The organism is Belnapia moabensis DSM 16746, assembly GCF_000745835.1.
GTDB classification, from domain to species: domain Bacteria; phylum Pseudomonadota; class Alphaproteobacteria; order Acetobacterales; family Acetobacteraceae; genus Belnapia; species Belnapia moabensis.
Genome location: NZ_JQKB01000091.1, coordinates 1 through 15465 on the forward strand (window position 1 = coordinate 1; position 15465 = coordinate 15465).

The 15465-nt window shown below is 67.9% G+C and carries 17 protein-coding genes; 8 read left to right on the forward strand and 9 right to left on the reverse strand.

Features of this window, described 5'->3' with window-relative positions; translation table 11 throughout:
• The 8 genes from EP26_RS26015 to EP26_RS26050 form a co-directional block, all read right to left on the reverse strand.
• A partial coding sequence (locus tag EP26_RS26015) for a helix-turn-helix domain-containing protein (RefSeq protein ID WP_211259558.1) occupies nucleotides 1–264 on the reverse strand: 264 nt, incomplete at its 3' end.
• A 73-nt stretch (nucleotides 265–337) separates the two neighbouring features.
• Nucleotides 338–1831 carry a M81 family metallopeptidase gene (locus EP26_RS26020; protein ID WP_043343152.1) on the reverse strand — a complete coding sequence of 498 codons (1494 nt, stop codon included), beginning with the start codon at nucleotides 1829–1831 and terminating at the stop codon, nucleotides 338–340.
• Nucleotides 1832–1836: 5 nt separating this feature from the next.
• Nucleotides 1837–3093, reverse strand: coding sequence for a Zn-dependent hydrolase (locus EP26_RS26025; RefSeq protein WP_043343155.1), 1257 nt, complete (start codon nucleotides 3091–3093; stop codon nucleotides 1837–1839).
• Nucleotides 3094–3097: 4 nt separating this feature from the next.
• Nucleotides 3098–4390, reverse strand: a complete 1293-nt coding sequence (locus tag EP26_RS26030) for an ArgE/DapE family deacylase (protein WP_043343156.1) — start codon at nucleotides 4388–4390, stop codon at nucleotides 3098–3100.
• A gap of 9 nt (nucleotides 4391–4399) precedes the next feature.
• Nucleotides 4400–5998 carry an ABC transporter ATP-binding protein gene (locus EP26_RS26035; RefSeq protein WP_043343158.1) on the reverse strand — a complete coding sequence of 533 codons (1599 nt, stop codon included), beginning with the start codon at nucleotides 5996–5998 and terminating at the stop codon, nucleotides 4400–4402.
• The gene (locus EP26_RS26040) at nucleotides 5995–6840 is read right to left on the reverse strand and encodes an ABC transporter permease (protein ID WP_043343159.1); all 846 of its coding nucleotides are present in this window, start codon (nucleotides 6838–6840) and stop codon (nucleotides 5995–5997) included. Before EP26_RS26040 ends, EP26_RS26035 begins: the two co-directional genes overlap by 4 nt.
• Nucleotides 6837–7823: an ABC transporter permease gene (locus tag EP26_RS26045; protein WP_043343161.1), complete on the reverse strand. Its 987-nt coding sequence runs from the start codon at nucleotides 7821–7823 to the stop codon at nucleotides 6837–6839. The genes EP26_RS26040 and EP26_RS26045 overlap by 4 nt, the downstream gene beginning before the upstream one ends.
• Nucleotides 7823–9412, reverse strand: a complete 1590-nt coding sequence (locus tag EP26_RS26050; protein ID WP_043343163.1) for an ABC transporter substrate-binding protein — start codon at nucleotides 9410–9412, stop codon at nucleotides 7823–7825. The genes EP26_RS26045 and EP26_RS26050 overlap by 1 nt, the downstream gene beginning before the upstream one ends.
• Before the next feature lie 83 nt (nucleotides 9413–9495).
• Here EP26_RS26050 and EP26_RS26055 point away from each other — a divergent pair, with 83 nt between their 5' ends.
• The 4 genes from EP26_RS26055 to EP26_RS26065 all read left to right on the forward strand — a co-directional run bounded on the left by EP26_RS26055 (nucleotide 9496) and on the right by EP26_RS26065 (nucleotide 12908).
• Entirely contained in the window at nucleotides 9496–10521 is a 1026-nt protein-coding gene (locus EP26_RS26055; protein ID WP_043343166.1) for a histone deacetylase family protein, read from the forward strand.
• Nucleotides 10521–11501 (forward strand): dipeptidase, encoded by a 981-nt coding sequence (locus EP26_RS26060; protein WP_043343168.1) that lies wholly within the window; start codon nucleotides 10521–10523, stop codon nucleotides 11499–11501. Before EP26_RS26055 ends, EP26_RS26060 begins: the two co-directional genes overlap by 1 nt.
• Before the next feature lie 33 nt (nucleotides 11502–11534).
• Entirely contained in the window at nucleotides 11535–11657 is a 123-nt protein-coding gene (locus tag EP26_RS35450; protein ID WP_408735116.1) for a hypothetical protein, read from the forward strand.
• Nucleotides 11658–11888: 231 nt separating this feature from the next.
• Complete coding sequence (locus tag EP26_RS26065; RefSeq protein ID WP_157033797.1) at nucleotides 11889–12908, forward strand: hypothetical protein; 1020 nt, start codon at nucleotides 11889–11891, stop codon at nucleotides 12906–12908.
• Between the two features lie 177 nt (nucleotides 12909–13085).
• Here the strand turns inward: EP26_RS26065 and EP26_RS38325 are convergent, their stop codons facing one another.
• Complete coding sequence (locus tag EP26_RS38325) at nucleotides 13086–13295, reverse strand: DNA methyltransferase (RefSeq protein WP_084112994.1); 210 nt, start codon at nucleotides 13293–13295, stop codon at nucleotides 13086–13088.
• A 781-nt stretch (nucleotides 13296–14076) separates the two neighbouring features.
• Here EP26_RS38325 and EP26_RS26070 point away from each other — a divergent pair.
• From EP26_RS26070 to EP26_RS35460, 4 genes are all read left to right on the forward strand, one after another.
• On the forward strand, nucleotides 14077–14289 hold the full coding sequence (locus EP26_RS26070) for a dodecin (RefSeq protein ID WP_043343173.1): 213 nt from the start codon (nucleotides 14077–14079) through the stop codon (nucleotides 14287–14289).
• A 58-nt stretch (nucleotides 14290–14347) separates the two neighbouring features.
• Nucleotides 14348–14569, forward strand: a complete 222-nt coding sequence (locus tag EP26_RS26075) for a hypothetical protein (RefSeq protein ID WP_043343174.1) — start codon at nucleotides 14348–14350, stop codon at nucleotides 14567–14569.
• A 324-nt stretch (nucleotides 14570–14893) separates the two neighbouring features.
• Nucleotides 14894–15055: a hypothetical protein gene (locus tag EP26_RS35455; RefSeq protein ID WP_157033798.1), complete on the forward strand. Its 162-nt coding sequence runs from the start codon at nucleotides 14894–14896 to the stop codon at nucleotides 15053–15055.
• Between the two features lie 75 nt (nucleotides 15056–15130).
• The coding region (locus EP26_RS35460) for a hypothetical protein (RefSeq protein ID WP_157033799.1) at nucleotides 15131–15465 on the forward strand (335 nt) is incomplete at its 3' end.

Consider the following 15465-nt stretch of genomic DNA (forward strand, 5'->3'; position numbering starts at 1 on the left):
GTCCGGCGTGTGACGGCGGATCAGCGTCTGCACCTCAGCTTCCTGGGCCGTATCCAGCAGGCGCTGTTCGTCGGGTTTGCGGCCGCGCGGCTTGCCGACCAGCCCTTTCGCGCCCTCAGCTGCAAAGCGCTGGCAGATGTTGATCACCCCGGTCCGGCTCAGCCCGACCTGCTCGGCAATCTCCCGAAAGGTCAGGCCGCGCTGACGAAGCCCGACCACCTGCCGCCGGCGCTCTTCCTGAGCCGCCGCGGGCAGCTTGCGCATGTCCACGTGCCTCATGCCCGCGAACTTGGATCCCCAGTCAATCAGATCAAGACAATGAGGGCCGCATCAATAATCAGCGATTTGCCCCCGGCCGCAGCCGCAGCGTCGGACGGAGATTGGTGAAGGGCAGCGTAGCCGGATCCGCCACCACCGGCCCGGGCGCGGCGACCACCAGCACCTGCTCGGCGATCGGCTGGAAATCGGCGCGGAAATGCACGCTCGACTTCAGCGCGAGGATCTTCTGCTCGCGCGGCTCCACGCCGATATGGGTGAAGAGCGCCTGATCGAGCGCCTGCATCTTCCGCGTCACGACGATCACCCGCACGCCCTGGGAGACGCGGATCAGCGCCGTCGGTCCGAGATCGGCTGGATTCCCCTTCCCCATCGGCCCGGTGCAGACGAAGCGCCCATCCGTCAGCGCCTCCACCGTGGCGGTGACGGCGAGCGGCGCCCCATCGCTCTTGCCGCCGAGCGAGAGCGGCAGCGCGGCGCCAACGCCCGCCGCATGGCAGGCCGCCGCACTCTCCGCATCGTTGATGAGGCCGAGCACCGCCCCCTGCGCATCCTGCCGGATCAACTCGGCGAGCAGCCCAGTGGTATCGCCATGCCCGCCGCCGCCCGGATTGTCCTGGGTATCCGCCATGACGACGGGCCTCGCGGCATCACGCGCGATGGCGATGGCCTGTGCCACGCCCTCCGCCGCCGGAGCGACGCCGCCGGCGAACTCCGGCTCATGCGCATCCATATAGGCCTTCAGCCCGGCGACCGCCGCATCCGCCACCGTCTGGCTCTCGGCATAGCCGGCAATGGCGACGCCGCAGCCCGGAAAATCCGCGTAAGGGAAGCCGAAGCAGAAGGCCAGCTCGGCCGCGCCATGCTCGGCCGCCAGCCGCTCCCGCTCCTCCAGCACCGCCGACATCGGCGGCACCAGCGTGCATTGCATGGTGAGCGGGATGAGGAAATCGACTTCGGCAAAGGCCTTGGCCCAGGGCCGCCCGCGGCGGATGCGTTCCAGTAGCAGCCGCATCGCCTGCGCGCCGGCCGGCTTCATGTCCACGTGCGGATAGGTGCGATAGGGCACCAGCGCATCCGCCATCTCCGTCATCGCCCGCGTCATGTTGGCATGCGGGTCGAGGCTGACGGTGAGCGGCATCTCCGGCCCGATCACGGCGCGGATGCGGCGCAGCAGCTCGCCCTCCGCATCGTCGAAGCCAACCGCGACCATCGCGCCATGCAGCTCGAGATAGATGCCATCCAGCGGCCCCGCCTCCAGGGCATCGGAGAGCGCGCCTACCATCAGTGCTGAAATCCGCTCGAAGGCCTCCGCCGTCACCGGCCCCGCCGGATTGGCGAAGCACCAGGTCAGCGGCGCCAACGTCACCCCTTCCGCCTCCGCCACCTCGATGGCGCCGGCGCAAGGGACGGAGGTCGGCCGCAGCGTCTCGATCAGCGTCGCCGGGCGCTGCAATCCGGGGAAGCCGCCGGGGCGGACGAACTCGCCCCAGCCCGTCGGCAGCGGGGCGAAGGAATGGCTCTCATGCTGAAAGCCGCCGATGGCGATGCGCATGCCCCTCACTCCTTCGCATTGGCCGCGGCGATGGCGGCATCGGCCAGCACCTGCAACCCGGCCGTCGCCCATTCGGGGGTGATGCTCTCCGCCTCGTTGTGCGAGAGCCCGCCATGGCAGGGCGTGAAGACCATCACCGTCGGCACGCGCCGCGCCATGTAGACCGCGTCATGCCCGATGGCGGTCGGCATGTCCCGGTAGCGGAGCCCACGCGCCTCCGCCCCCGCCCGCGCATGGCCAACGAGCCCCGCATCGAAGGCCGTCAGCGGCGAATGCCAGAAGGGCGCGACCGCCACCTTTACGCCGCGCGCCGCCGCGACCTCCGCACCCCGCGCCGTTAGCGCCTCGCCCATGCGGGCAAGCGCGTCCGGGTCGCTGTGTCGGAAATCGACACTGAAGAAGACGCGGCTCGGCGCCACGTTGCGCGAGGACGGATAGACCTCGACCACACCCACCGTCCCGCGCCCTGGCTCGCCATCCGGCGCCAGCGTCCCGAGCGCGATCTCCTCCACGGCGGCGATGAGCGGCGCCGCCGCCATCATCGCATCCCGCCGCCCGGCCATGGGCGAGCCCCCATGCGCATCCTCGCCCTCCACCGTCACCTCGAACCAGCTCTGCGCCAGCGCATGGGTGACGATGCCGACATCGAGCCCGGCATCCTCCAGCAGCTTGCCCTGCTCGATATGCAGCTCGAGATAGGCAGCGACCTTACGCAGCTCCGCCGGATCCGCCTCGCCCTGCCAGCCGATGCGCCGCAGCTCCTCGCCGAAGACGGCGCCGTCGGCCGCGCGCTTGGCCAGAACCTCCTCCTCGGTGAAGATGCCCATGGCTGCGCCGCTGCCCATCATAGGCGGCGAGAAGCGGGCGCCTTCCTCATTGGTCCAATTGATCAGCAGCAGCGGCGCCTCAGTCTCGGCACCCGCCTCGTGCAGCGCCCGCATGATCTCGAGCCCCGCCAGCACGCCGAGCACGCCATCGAATTTGCCGCCCGTCGGCTGGGTGTCGAGATGGCTGCCGATGGCGACCGGCGCGCGTGTCGGGTCCCGCCCTTCCCGCCGGAACACCATGTTGCCCAGCCGGTCGACGCTGAGCGTCAGCCCGCAGGCCTCGCCCCAGCGCCGGAACAGCGCCCGCCCCTCGGCATCGAGGTCGGTCAACGTCTGCCGGTTGCAGCCGCCCTTCGGCGTACCGCCAATCTTCGCCATCTCCATCAGGCTCTCCCAGAGCCTGCTGCCGGAGAGCGGGAGGTTCGATGCCGACATCGCCTTATACCTTCTCGACGCCGCACCACTCGGCCATGGCCAGCGCGATGGTGCGGGTGATGCCGTGCATGCTCTCCAGCCCGACATTCTCGTCGATGCCGTGAATGTCGACTGCATCCGGTCCGAAGCAGGCGACCGGCGTGTCCTGGTACAGCGTGAAGAAGCGACCGTCGGTCAGCCCCGTCGCCGGATAGTCGCGCAGGCTCCCGCCCGTCACTTCTGCATAGGAGCGGCGGGCGAGCCTGACGATCTCCGCATCGGTGTCGAAGACGCAGGGATCGGCCATGAAGCCCTTGAACTCCAGCTTCACGACGGCGCCGCGCAGCCGCTCATGCTGCTTCGCCTGCTCGACGAGCCGCTCGATATCCGCCCGCGTCTGCGCCGCCGTATAGCCCATCATCACCCCGACGCGCAGCCCGATGCGGCAGCGCGTGGCGACGGAGGAATTCCACTCGCCCCCCTCTATAGTGCCGAGATTGACGTTGACCGGATGGTTCACGCCGCGGAAGGCGGGATGGATACGCGACCCATCGTTCATCTCCCGCTCGTACTCCTTGAAGGCGCCGGCGATGATCGTCGCCGCCTCGATGGCGTTCACCCCCGCCTGCATGTCGCGCACATGCGCCGGCCGTCCGGAGACGGTCACCCAGGCCCAGACCACGCCGACCTCGGCGGTATAGAGCGCATCGAGCCCCGGCCCCGGCTCCGGGATGATCACGGCATCGGTCTTCGGCATCGCCAGCATGGCAGCCAGCGCGCCATTGCCGCTGCACTCCTCCTCGATCACCGACTGCATCTGCACCTCGGCCGCCGGCTGCAGGCCCGCCATGCGCATCGCCTTGAAGGCGGTGACGTAGGAGACGATGCCCGCCTTCATGTCGCCGGCGCCACGGCCATACATCCGCCCGTCGCGGATATCCGGCTCGTAGGGCGGTGTCGCCCACATATCGGCCGCGCCCTCCGGCACCACGTCGACATGCCCTTGCAAGGTGAGGCTGCGCCCCCGCCGCTCCCGCGGCTGGTGGAGGGCGACGACATTGTCCCGCCCCTCATAGGAGATCAGCGGCGGCGAGAAGCCCGGATGCGAGGCCAGCTCCGCCGGCACCGTCGGCACCCGCCGCGGCGCGAGGCCGAGCCCCTCATAGATCCGCGCCATCTCGTTCAGCGCCGACTGCTCGTTGCCGAGGGTCGAGGGGCAGCGCACCAGCCGCTTCAGCGTCTCGACGCTCTCGTCGCGCAGCGCATCGACGGCGTCGAGGATTGCCCGGCGCGCGCCGGGATCGAGTGTCTGGCTCATGGCATCCCCCTAGAGTTCGGGCGGAGTCCAGCCCCTTCCCGGGATGCTGTCCAGTAGCTGCCGGGTATAGGCGTGCTGCGGCGCGGCGAAGACCTCCGAGGTCGGCCCCTGCTCGACGATCGCCCCGCGCTGCATCACCGCCACCCGGTCGCAGATCTGCGCCGCCACGCGCAGGTCATGGGTGATGAAGAGCATGGTCAACCCCAGCCGCGCCCGGATCTCCGCCAGCAGCGCCAGCACCTGCGCCTGCACCGAGACGTCGAGCGCCGAGACCGGCTCGTCGGCAATCAGCAGCTCCGGCTCCATCGCCAGCGCACGGGCGATGCCGATCCGCTGCCGCTGCCCGCCGCTGAACTCGTGCGGATAGCGGTTCATCGCCCCAGGGTCGAGCTGGACCAGCCGCAGCAGCTCCCGCGCCCGCTCCAGCGCCTTGCTGCGAGGCTCCCCATGGGTCACCGGCCCTTCGGCGATGGTGTCGCCCACGGTCCGGCGCGGGTTGAGCGAGGCGTAGGGGTCTTGGAAGACCATCTGGATGCGCCGACGATAGGGCTTCCAGGCCGCGCGGGAGAGCGGCCGCAGGTCGGTTCCGTGATAAGCGATCGTCCCCTGCTCCGGCTCTACCAGCTTCACCACGCAGCGTGCCAGGGTGGACTTGCCGCTGCCGCTCTCGCCGACCAGCCCCAGCGTCTCGCCCCGCCGCAGGGTGAAATCGGCGTCGTGGACCGCCCGCACCACCGCCCGTGCGCCGAAGAACCCGCCGCGGCGATAGGTCTTCTCCACCCCGCGCAGCTCCAGCACCGGCGCCGTGGCGATCGTCGCCCGCGCCTCTGCCGCCCCATGCGGCACGGCCGCGATCAGCGCCCGCGTATAGGGATGCTGCGGCCGGTTCAGCACCTCGCTCGCCGGCCCCTGCTCGACAATTCGCCCGCGCTGCATCACCGCGACCCGGTCGGCGATCTCGGCGACGACGCCAAAATCATGGGTGATGAACAGCACGCCCATGCCGCGCCGCGACTGGATCTCGCGGATCAGCCGCAGGATCTGCATCTGCGTCGTGACGTCGAGCGCGGTGGTCGGCTCGTCGGCGATCAGCAGCGCCGGCTCCAGCGCCAGGGCCATGGCGATCATCACCCGCTGCCGCTGCCCGCCGGATAGCCGGAAGGGATGGCTCCGCGCAATCGCCGCAGGATCGGGCAGGTTGACAGCCGCCAGCAGCTCCGGCACCCGCCGCGCCGCATCCGCCCCGCTGCCATGCACGCGCAGCACCTCGCCGATCTGGTCGCCGACGCGCATCAGCGGGTTGAGCGCCGTCATCGGCTCCTGGAAGATCATGGCCAGCCGCTCGCCGCGCAGCTTCCGCATCGCCTCCGGCGCCAGCGACAGCAGGTCGCGGCCCTCGAAGCCGATGGCCCCGGACCGCACCGGCAGCCCCTTCGGCAACAGCCCCATCACCGCATTGGCGCTGATCGACTTGCCCGAGCCGCTCTCGCCGACGATGCAGAGGATCTCCCCCGCATCGACATGGAAGGAGACATCCTCCACCGCATGCGGCCGGTCGCCGCCCGGCGGCAGGGCGACCGTCAGCCCCTCAACCCGAAGCAGGCTCATGCCGCCCCTCCCCGCTGCCGCGCCAGCCGGGGATTGAGCGCATCGGACAGCCCCTCCCCCACCAGGTTCAGCGCCAGCACGGTGAGGAAGATGGCGATGCCCGGGAAGACGCTCATCCACCAGGCCAGGCGGATGACGCTGCGTCCCGAGCCGATGAGGAAGCCCCAAGTCATCAGGTTCGGATCGCCCAGGCCGAGGAAGCTCAGCGCACTCTCCAGCAGGATCGCCGAGGCGACCATCAGCGAAGACAGCACGACGATCGGCGAGAGCGCATTCGGCAGGATATCCGTCAGCACGATGGACAGCCGCGACTTGCCCAGCACCTCCGCGGCCTGAACGAATTCCCGCCCTCGCAGCGAGAGGAACTCCGCCCGCACCACCCGCGCCACCGGCGGCCAGGAGACGATGGCGATGGCGAAGACCACCGAGCCGATGGAGGGTGTGAAGATCGCCACCAGTAGGATCGCAAGCACGAAGCTCGGAATGGTCTGGAAGAACTCGGTGAAGCGCATCACCGCGTCATCCGCGAAGCCGCCGAGATAGCCGGCCACCGCTCCGAGCGTCACGCCCACCAGCAGCGCCGCCGCGGTCGAGACCGCACCAACCAGTAGTGAGATGCGCGCCCCATGCGCGATGCCCGCCGCCACGTCGCGCCCGAGGCTGTCGGTGCCGAGCAGCATCCCCATCTCACCCGGCGGCGAGAAAGGCGCGCCCGCCATGTCCCATGGGCTAGCGGGATAGAGCCAGGGCGCCGTCACGGCCAGCAGCACCACCAGCAGCAGGATGACGAGGCCGACGACGGCGCCCTTGTTGCGCCGGAAGCGCCTCCAGAAATCCCTCAACCCGCAACCTCCACCCGAGGATCGATGATGGCGTACAGCATGTCGGTCAGCAGGTTGAACAGCACGACCATGACGCTGGTGCAGAAGAAGACGCCGAGCAGCACGGGATAGTCCCGTGCCAGCAGCGCCTCGAAGGCCAGCCGACCGATACCCGGCCAGGCGAAGACCGTCTCCACCAGGATCGAGCCGCCGAGCAGCTGCCCCGCCTGGATGCCGGCGAAGGTGATGACCGGCAGCAGCGCGTTGCGCAGCACATGCGCGCGCAGGATGCGCCCCTCCGGCACGCCCTTGGCGCGCGCCGTCTTGACGAAATCCTGGTCGGCCACCTCCAGCATCGTCGCCCGCGTCAGCCGCGCATAGACGGCGAGGTAGAACAGCCCGAGCGTCAGCGCCGGCAGCAGCAGGTGCTGCGCCACGTCCCAGACCACCTCCAGCCCATGCATCTCGACGCCGACACTCGACATTCCGAAGCTCGGGAGCCATTCCAGCCAGACCGAGAAGATCAGCACCAGCATCAGCCCGACCCAGAAGAGCGGCGTCGCATAGAAGGTGAGCGCGATGACGGTGATGACGCTGTCCGCCCATCGCCCCACCCGCTGCGCCGCCAGCGCCCCGAGCGTCACCCCCGCCGCCAGGGCGAAGGCGAAGGCCGCCCCCGTCAGCAACAGCGTCGCCGGCAGCCGCTCCAGCACCAGCTGCGCGACGGGCGCCTGCTGCCGGTGCGAGAAACCGAGGTCGAGCGACAGTACGCTCTTCAAGTAGATCCAGAGCTGCACATAGAGCGGCTGGTCCAGCCCGAACTGCCGCCGAAGCTGTTCGAGAAAGACCGCATCCGCCGCGCCCGACTGCCCGGCGATGACGCTCGCCGGGTCGCCAGGCGCTGCATGCACCAGCAGGAAATTGCAGATGACGATCGCCAGCACGACGATCGCCGCCTTCACCCCGCGCCGCAGCAGGAAGCCGGGCAGCTTCGAGGCCTCCATCAGGCGGTCAGGAAGACGTCGTCGAAGCTGCCATGCACGCCGAGGCCGGTAGTGATGGCGTTGCGCACCTTCTTGTCGTGAATGGTCGGGAAAGCCATTTCCATCAGCCAGATCTGCGGCACCTCCTCGCAGAGGATCTTCTGCACCGCGCTGAAGGCCGCTTGCCGGTCCTTCGGATCGGCCGCATTGCGCGCCGTGGCAAAGAGCTCGTCCACCTTCGGGTTGGCATAGCCGCCGGTATTGGTGAAGGTCACCTTCTGGATGTTGGTGGAAACATAGGTCCGCTCCACGCCCAGCGTCGGGTCGCCGAACTGGTAGACGAAGTTGATCGTCGTCTCGTACTCCCACGCGCCGACCCGCCGCGCCCAGCTGCCGGCATCCGTGCTCTCCAACTCCAGCGCGACGCCGACCTGGCGCAGCGACTGCTTCAGGTACTCGGCCAGCCGCGACCAGACCTCCCCATAAGGCAGCGTCAGGTGCTTCAGCGTGAAGCGCACCCCCTGCGCATTCGGCTTCAGCCCCGCCGCATCCAGCAGCGCCGCCGCCGCCTTCACGTCATACCCGGCGATCTTCACGCTCGCATCGTGGAAACGCGTGGTCGAGGCGATCGGGTTGGTCGCCGGCTTGCCGACACCGAACCACAGCCGCTGGGTGATGAAGTTGCGGTCGAGCGCCATGCTGATCGCCTGCCGCACCCGCACGTCGTCGAGCGGCTTCACCCGATGGTTCAGCTCGATCCAGGCGAGCGGCGAGAAATACTCCCAGCCCTTGGTCGAGACTTCCAGGTTAGGCCGCGCCCGCAGCGCCGGCACGTCGAAGGGCTCGATGTCGCTGCCTTGGGTCAGCACCACCTGCCCGGTCTCGAGCGCCAGCCGCCGGCTCTGGCTGTCAGGCACGATGCGGTAGATGATCGCGTCGAGATAAGGCTGCCCCGGCTTCCAGTAATCGGCGAAGCGCTCGAGCCGGATGAAATTCCCCCGCTGCCATTCGGCGAAGCGGAAGGGCCCGGTGCCCACCGGCCGCTGCACCGCCGGCGCCGTGCGGTAGTCCTGCCCGTCGAACAGGTGCTTCGGCACGATGGCGCAGGCGCTGTTGTCGAACATCAGCAGGAAGGGCTGGAAGGGCTGCTTCAGCGTGATCCGCACCGTCAGCGGGTCCGGCGCCTCCGCCTTGTCGATCAGGGCGAAGATGGCGCGCGCCCGCGGCGACACCTCGAAGTGGAATTTCATGATGGAGAAGATGACATCCTCGGCCGTCATCGGATGGCCGTCGTGGAATTTAACGCCCTCCTGCAGCTTGAAGACGTATTCCTTGCCGTCAGGGCTGATGGTCCAGCTCTTCGCCAGCACCGGGATCGGCTCCAGTGTCGGGCTGAAGCTCAGCAGCCCCTGGAAAATCTTACCCGCCGCCACCAGCGTCGGCCCCTGGTTGTTGACGCCGATCTGCAGCACCGGCGGCTCCGGCGTGAGAATCGTCGTCAGCGTCCCGCCCCGGCGCGGTGCGATGCCTTGGGCCAGGGCGTCCTGCACCCGCATGAGCACAGGCGCAGCGGCGGTCGCGGCCAGCAGGCCACGGCGCGATACGGTCATTATGATCTCCCAGGTGAATTGTGCGCATGCTAACGGCCCGTTCGGCGCATGGACAAGGACGTATCCGCTGCTAGCCTCACAGCATGCGCGCTTTCTCCCACCCCGACCAGATGCGGCACACGCCGCGCTTCTTCCTCCAGCGCGGCCAGCTCCGCCCGAATTTCGAGGTGCCGGCCCGTGCCGAGGCGCTGCTCGCCGCCCTCGGCCGCCTCGGCCTGCCGCCGGAGACGGCCGCAGCGCCCGCCCGCGCCGCGCTCGAAGCCGTCCACGCGCCAGACTATCTCGACTTCCTCGAAGGCGCCTACGCCGCCTGGCAGCAGCTGCCGAATCCGGGCGAAGAGGTCGTCGGCAATACCCATGCGACAGGCGATGCCCTCGCCAATGGCGGCCGCCGCCCGGGCGGCATCATCGGCCAGGCCGGCTGGTACACGGCCGACACCTCCTGCCCGATCGGCGCCGGCTCCTGGGAGGCGATCCACGCCGCCGCCGGCGTCGCCCTCGCCGCCGCTGCTGAGGCCGCCGCCGGCCGCCAGGCCTATGGCCTCTGCCGCCCGCCCGGCCACCATGCCTATCGCGCCCGCGCCGGCGGCCACTGTTACCTGAACAACGCCGCCATCGCCGTCGCCGCGCTGCGCCAGGCGGGAGCCAAGCGCGTCGCCGTCCTCGACATCGACAGCCACCACGGCAACGGCACCCAAGGCATCTTCTGGGAGGATGCCAGCGTGCTAACCGTCTCGGTCCATGGCGACCCGTCGAATTACTATCCCTTCTTCACGGGCTATGCCGAGGAAACCGGCCCCGCGGGCACCAACCGCAACCTCCCCCTCCCCGCCGGCTCCGGCGACGCCGCCTGGCTGGACGCCGTCTCCACCGGTATCTCGGCGGCGCGGGATTTCGGCGCCGAGGCGCTGGTCGTCTCCCTCGGTTTCGACCCGAGCGAGCACGAGCCGCTAGGCCTCCTGAAGGTCACGGCCGATGGCTTCGCCCGCGCCGGCGCCGACATCGCAGGCCTCCGCCTGCCCACCGCCATCATCCAGGAGGGCGGCTACAATGTGGAGGTCATGGGCAGCCTGCTCGAACGCTTCCTCACCGGCTGGGGCGCCGCCTGATGCTGACCCTCGACACCCATGTCGACATCCGCTGGCCCGACCCGCCCGACCCGCTGGCGGAAGGCCCGATGCGCGTCGACTTCCCGAAGATGCAGCGCGGCGGCCTGAACGCCGCGATCTTCATCGCCTATGTCGGCCAGGGAAAGCGTGACGAAGCCGGCCACGCCGCCGCCGCCGAGCGCGCCGAGGCGATGCTCCGTCACATCCGCGACCGCGCCGACGGCGCCGCCCACCGCTTCTGCACGACCCCGGACGAGCTGGAAGCCTGCCACGCCGCCGGCGCCCTCGCCGTGCTTTCTGCCGTGGAGAATGGCTACGCCATGGGCCGCGACCTTTCAGCCCCCGCCCGCTGGCGCGCACTCGGCGCCTGCTACCTGACGCTGACGCATGACGGCCACAATGACCTCTCCGACAGCGCCCGCCCGCAGAAGCGCCTGGGCGACGCGCCCACTGAGCATGGCGGCCTCTCCGCCCTCGGCCGCCAGGCCATCGCCGCGCTGAACGCCGCCGGCCTCATGGTCGATGTCTCGCATGTGGCGAAGTCCGGCATGCTGCAGGCGGCAGAGCTCTCCCGCTCGCCCATCGTCGCCACGCACACCGCCTGCCGCGCCCTGCACGACCATCCGCGCGGCATCGACGACGAGCAGCTGGACGCGCTGAAGGCGGTCGGCGGCCTCGTCCAGATCACCGCCGTCCCCGCCTTCCTCCGCCCGACACCCGAGGGCGGGCGCAACCCCGGAAGCGTCGAGGACATGGCCGACCATGTCGACCATGCCATCCGCCGAATCGGCATCGAGCATGTCGGCCTCTCCTCCGATTTCGATGGCGGCGGCGGCGTCGAGGGCTGGCAGAACGCCGCCGAGACGCCGGGCCTCACCGCGGCGCTGGCGAATCGCGGCTATGGCGAGCGCGAGCTCGGCCTGCTCTGGTCCGGCAATTTCCTCCGCCTCTGGCGCCAGGCCCTCGCCATCGCGGTTTAATATGAATTCGGAATGATGTAGTCTCACGGGCGCATGACCATCGCCCGCATCACCACCTTCGCCTTCTCCGGCATCGAAGCCATGCCGGTGGAGGTCGAGGTGCAGCTCGCCCCCGGCATCCCCGCCTTCCTCATTGTCGGACCGGTTCGTAGCTAGGAGACGAACCAATGTCGCATAGGAATGCATCCCCAAGCATGAAGACTCCGTAACGAAAAAACCTCGGCTTCTTTCACTGCCGAGGCAGATCAGAGAAACCGAGGCTGGGTCTTCGCATCCCCATCCTCTTCAAGCGCTCCGTGTGACGCAAGGCCTACTTGCGCACGGATGCGTGTGTCCAAACTCTGATTCGTTCCGATGGTGAAGCGGCCTCTCCGCGGGAGAGACGCTGTGCCCAACCCTGCCCCATCCGGGCCATCCCAGCCCTACTGCGATTCCTTAACGGCGCCCGATGGGCTGCCGATTGCCGATATCCTGTTCCGCCGCCCCGCCGCCGATGCACGCCGGGTCGCCTACCACTGGCGCCCGACCGTCATGACCATCCCCGAGGGGGCGATCCGCGACGGCACCCAGGCTGCCATTCTGCTCTACGAGACCGAGCAGCTAAGCGCCCGGCTTCGGGAGCCGGGTCAGAATCGCGCCGGGCCGTTGACGGCCGGCTTCCGCGACGTGCTGCGGGCCATGCTCGACCTCACCCATTTCGAGACCGGCCGGGCGAGCTTCAGCTACGAGACCATCGCTCGTCGGGCCAACCGTCCGCGCTCTCTCGTGGCGGCGGCCATCCGCGTGATCGAACGGCTGACCGGGGTGGTAGTCTACCGCCGGGTGATGCGCGCTCATCGGGAAGTCCGGCCCGGCCACCTCTCGCCACGCTCCTCGAATGTCTATGTCTGGCAGTTGCGCGCGAGGGTCCGCCGATTGCGTGAGGCGCTGGTTTCGACCTGCGCACAGCGTAAGTCCAGTTCTCGGACTGAAACTTACAAGCATACAAATGGCCTGTCTTCTTCCGGGGCTGCGCCCCTCGACCCGCGGCAGCAGCGGGAGATGGCCAAGGCCATGGGGGCTGACCGGAAGGAGGCCAACGCACTTCAGGCCGCGTTCGCCCGCTTCAGCGCCGCTGTAGCGGCAAGGCCGGCAACTGGCTCAGGAGAGGCGGTCGGCAATAGCCGGGGACCAGCCCCACCACCCGTCACTCAACAGGCCCCTCCCCGCTCCCAGCAGGGTGGCAGTCGGGTCGATATCGTCGTGAATCTCATGATCGACCTGCTGGAACGGGACACCGGGAGTGGCCGGAGCCAGCAGGAGAAGGTCACCTTCCTCCTCAAAATTGCGGAACGGGCTCCGAACCTCTACCCCGCGGCAGCGGTGCGGCGCTTCCGCGCCTATGCCGGCCTGGACCACACCTACTGATGCGCCGCGCCGAGAAAGCCGCCCAGGCGGCTGACGCCCTCATCGCGGCCCTCACCAAGGCCGAGCGCGACTACCCCCACCAGCGCCGTCCTGAGGAGCCCTGGAAGGCGTACCTGCGGCGCACCCTGCCACCGTCTGCCCAGGTTACACTCCGGGAGATCGAGCGGAGTGGCAGCATCAGGAGGTCGAGGCCAGCCGCACCCTGGCCATCTCGGCATAATCGGCATTGAGTTCGATCAGCGTGGCGTCGCGCCCCATCTGCTCTGCGATGAGCCCGGTGGTCCCCGCACCGGCAAAAGGATCGAGCACCCGGTCACCCTCGGCCGAGCCGACGGCGATACGAGCGTAGCATGCATCGAGGCTCCTGTCTTCAATACTATACCGCAACTAGTCGTCATGAAACCCTACAGAGCGTCACAAAACAGTGGCTCCGCCTCAGTCGGATGCCGGGGAGCTTCCGGTGTTCGACCGCGACGGCTATATACGGGATGTCAGCCTGCGTCCCGTCTCCCCCGGCGGCGAACTCCCGCCGCACCCAGATCGCCACCACCACTCCGACCTACCGCAAGGCCACTGTGGCACTGGAAGCAGCGCTGTGTGTGCCACCAAGTCGGACCCTCGACTGTGGTGCTGGACGCGGACTGGGCGCTGCCGCGATCGGCGCTGACAGCCTGGAGCCCTACCCGCAGCCGGGTATTGTCCCGACCTTCCAGAGCGGCGCCGCCATCCCCAGCGGCCTCTATGGCACCATCGTTTGCCTCAACATGCTCAACGTGCTCTATTCGGCGACCTGCGCGGAGATCGTCACCGAAATCCTGCGCATCCTGCGCCTAGGTGGTGCGGCGGTGATCATGACCCGCGGCAGGGACGTTCTGGCGGCGTCGCCATCCCGCCGCAGATCAGGGGCATCCCCATTGCCGGCCCCGGCCAGCCCACCCCCTGCACCAAAGCGCTGGGGCCGCCCCGGGCGTGGTGCCACGCGCCCCTAGTTTCCCGGTTTTTGCTAGCCAAGTCACCTACTTGTAAATTCGAGACGCCGAAGTCAGGTCAGGCCAGGGCGACCGAGCCGATCACAGCGCAGGCGTCCGTTGTACCACGTGGCCTAGGCGGTGCAGGATTGGTAAGCGCCCCCTGGATTGACCTCTCCGGAGCGCGGGATAACTCCATCATGACTGAGCACGTCTACAAGCTAGTGGAGCTTGTCGGTACCTCTGGTACCAGCGTCTCCGACGCCATCCAGAATGCAATTACCCGGGTCACCACCACTGTCCGCAACGTCAAGTGGTTCGAGGTGGTCCAAGTCCGCGGCGAGGTAAAGGACGGGAAGGTCGGGCACTACCAAGTGACGCTCAAGATCGGCTTCACGCTCGACGACGGTTAGCCCATCAGCCCAAGGCGGTCTGAACAGTCCGCCTCACCGCTGCCGATGAACATCCGAGATGGACGAGGTAACGGTCATCTCGATCGATCCTCGCCAGAAGTCGGACATCTTGCCGGTTCTCCATGGCCTGCTCAAATTGTGCAAAGTCACCCTGATCGAGGAGGACATCGGCAACGAATGGGTGGCTGGCGATAGTGGCTGGGCGTTGTACGATCTCGTGGTAGCGCACGGGATATCCTCGCGGGTAACTCTCGGCATGATTGTCGAGACAGGTATTTAGCCGCTCCATCATCTGGCTCAGGCTGCTGACAATCAGGCGGATGACTGCGGCATTGTCCCTAGCGTGGCCCCGAGCATCAGTCGCGGCACACCTGACCAGCGTGGGCCAGTCCACGGCACCAATCATCTTGGGAGAATCGCAGAGGTCTCAATGCGCGGTGTCGGCATTTGGACGGTGCGTGTCAGCAGCATGGTTGCTGGGGCAGGAGGCGCCTACCCATCGGCAAATGACAGGAAGATAAGTCACTTCCTGAAATGTTTTATCAAAACTCGTGATTACTATGGCGAGAAATTTGTTGCCGCCGCGCCGCGATGAGAAGGCATCGTGAACTGCCTGTTTGAAATCGGGCGAGGCGAGATCATGATGAACAACATCAACCAGGGTGATAGTGGCCTGCGCGGAGCTTGCAGCGAGCGCAGCTTCCTATTGGTTATCATGCTTACCGTAGCGGCTGAGATTAGCAGCCTGATCTGGTGGCTTCTTTAGGTGGCGCAGACTCGGCCGCGGAGGGGCATGGCCACAGAGCAACCCCGACATTCAGGAACTCCTCCGAAGCAGTATATGCAGCGGTCTCATCATTCATTCTGGTTCATTGTCAGAGTTGGCTTCGCGCTGATTGCAGCTTGGGTTGCCGTGACTGAACCTTGGGATAGTGATGGCAACGGCAGCATCTCTATTCATGAGATGCTGTTGTTCATTGTGCGCTTTCTCGCCTTCCCGCTGCACCTCCTGCTGAGCCTTACCCCCGGCGAGGTGCTTGGGTTCTTCGGGTTGCCGAACGCTTACTGGCCTTCCTCGGCAGCGTTGGCCATCGTCATCAGCTTGCCGCTTTGGGGCGTACTGCTAATCGGGGGCCTAGTAGCCGAAGCGTGGCTGGAGCGTTCATTGGTGGCCTC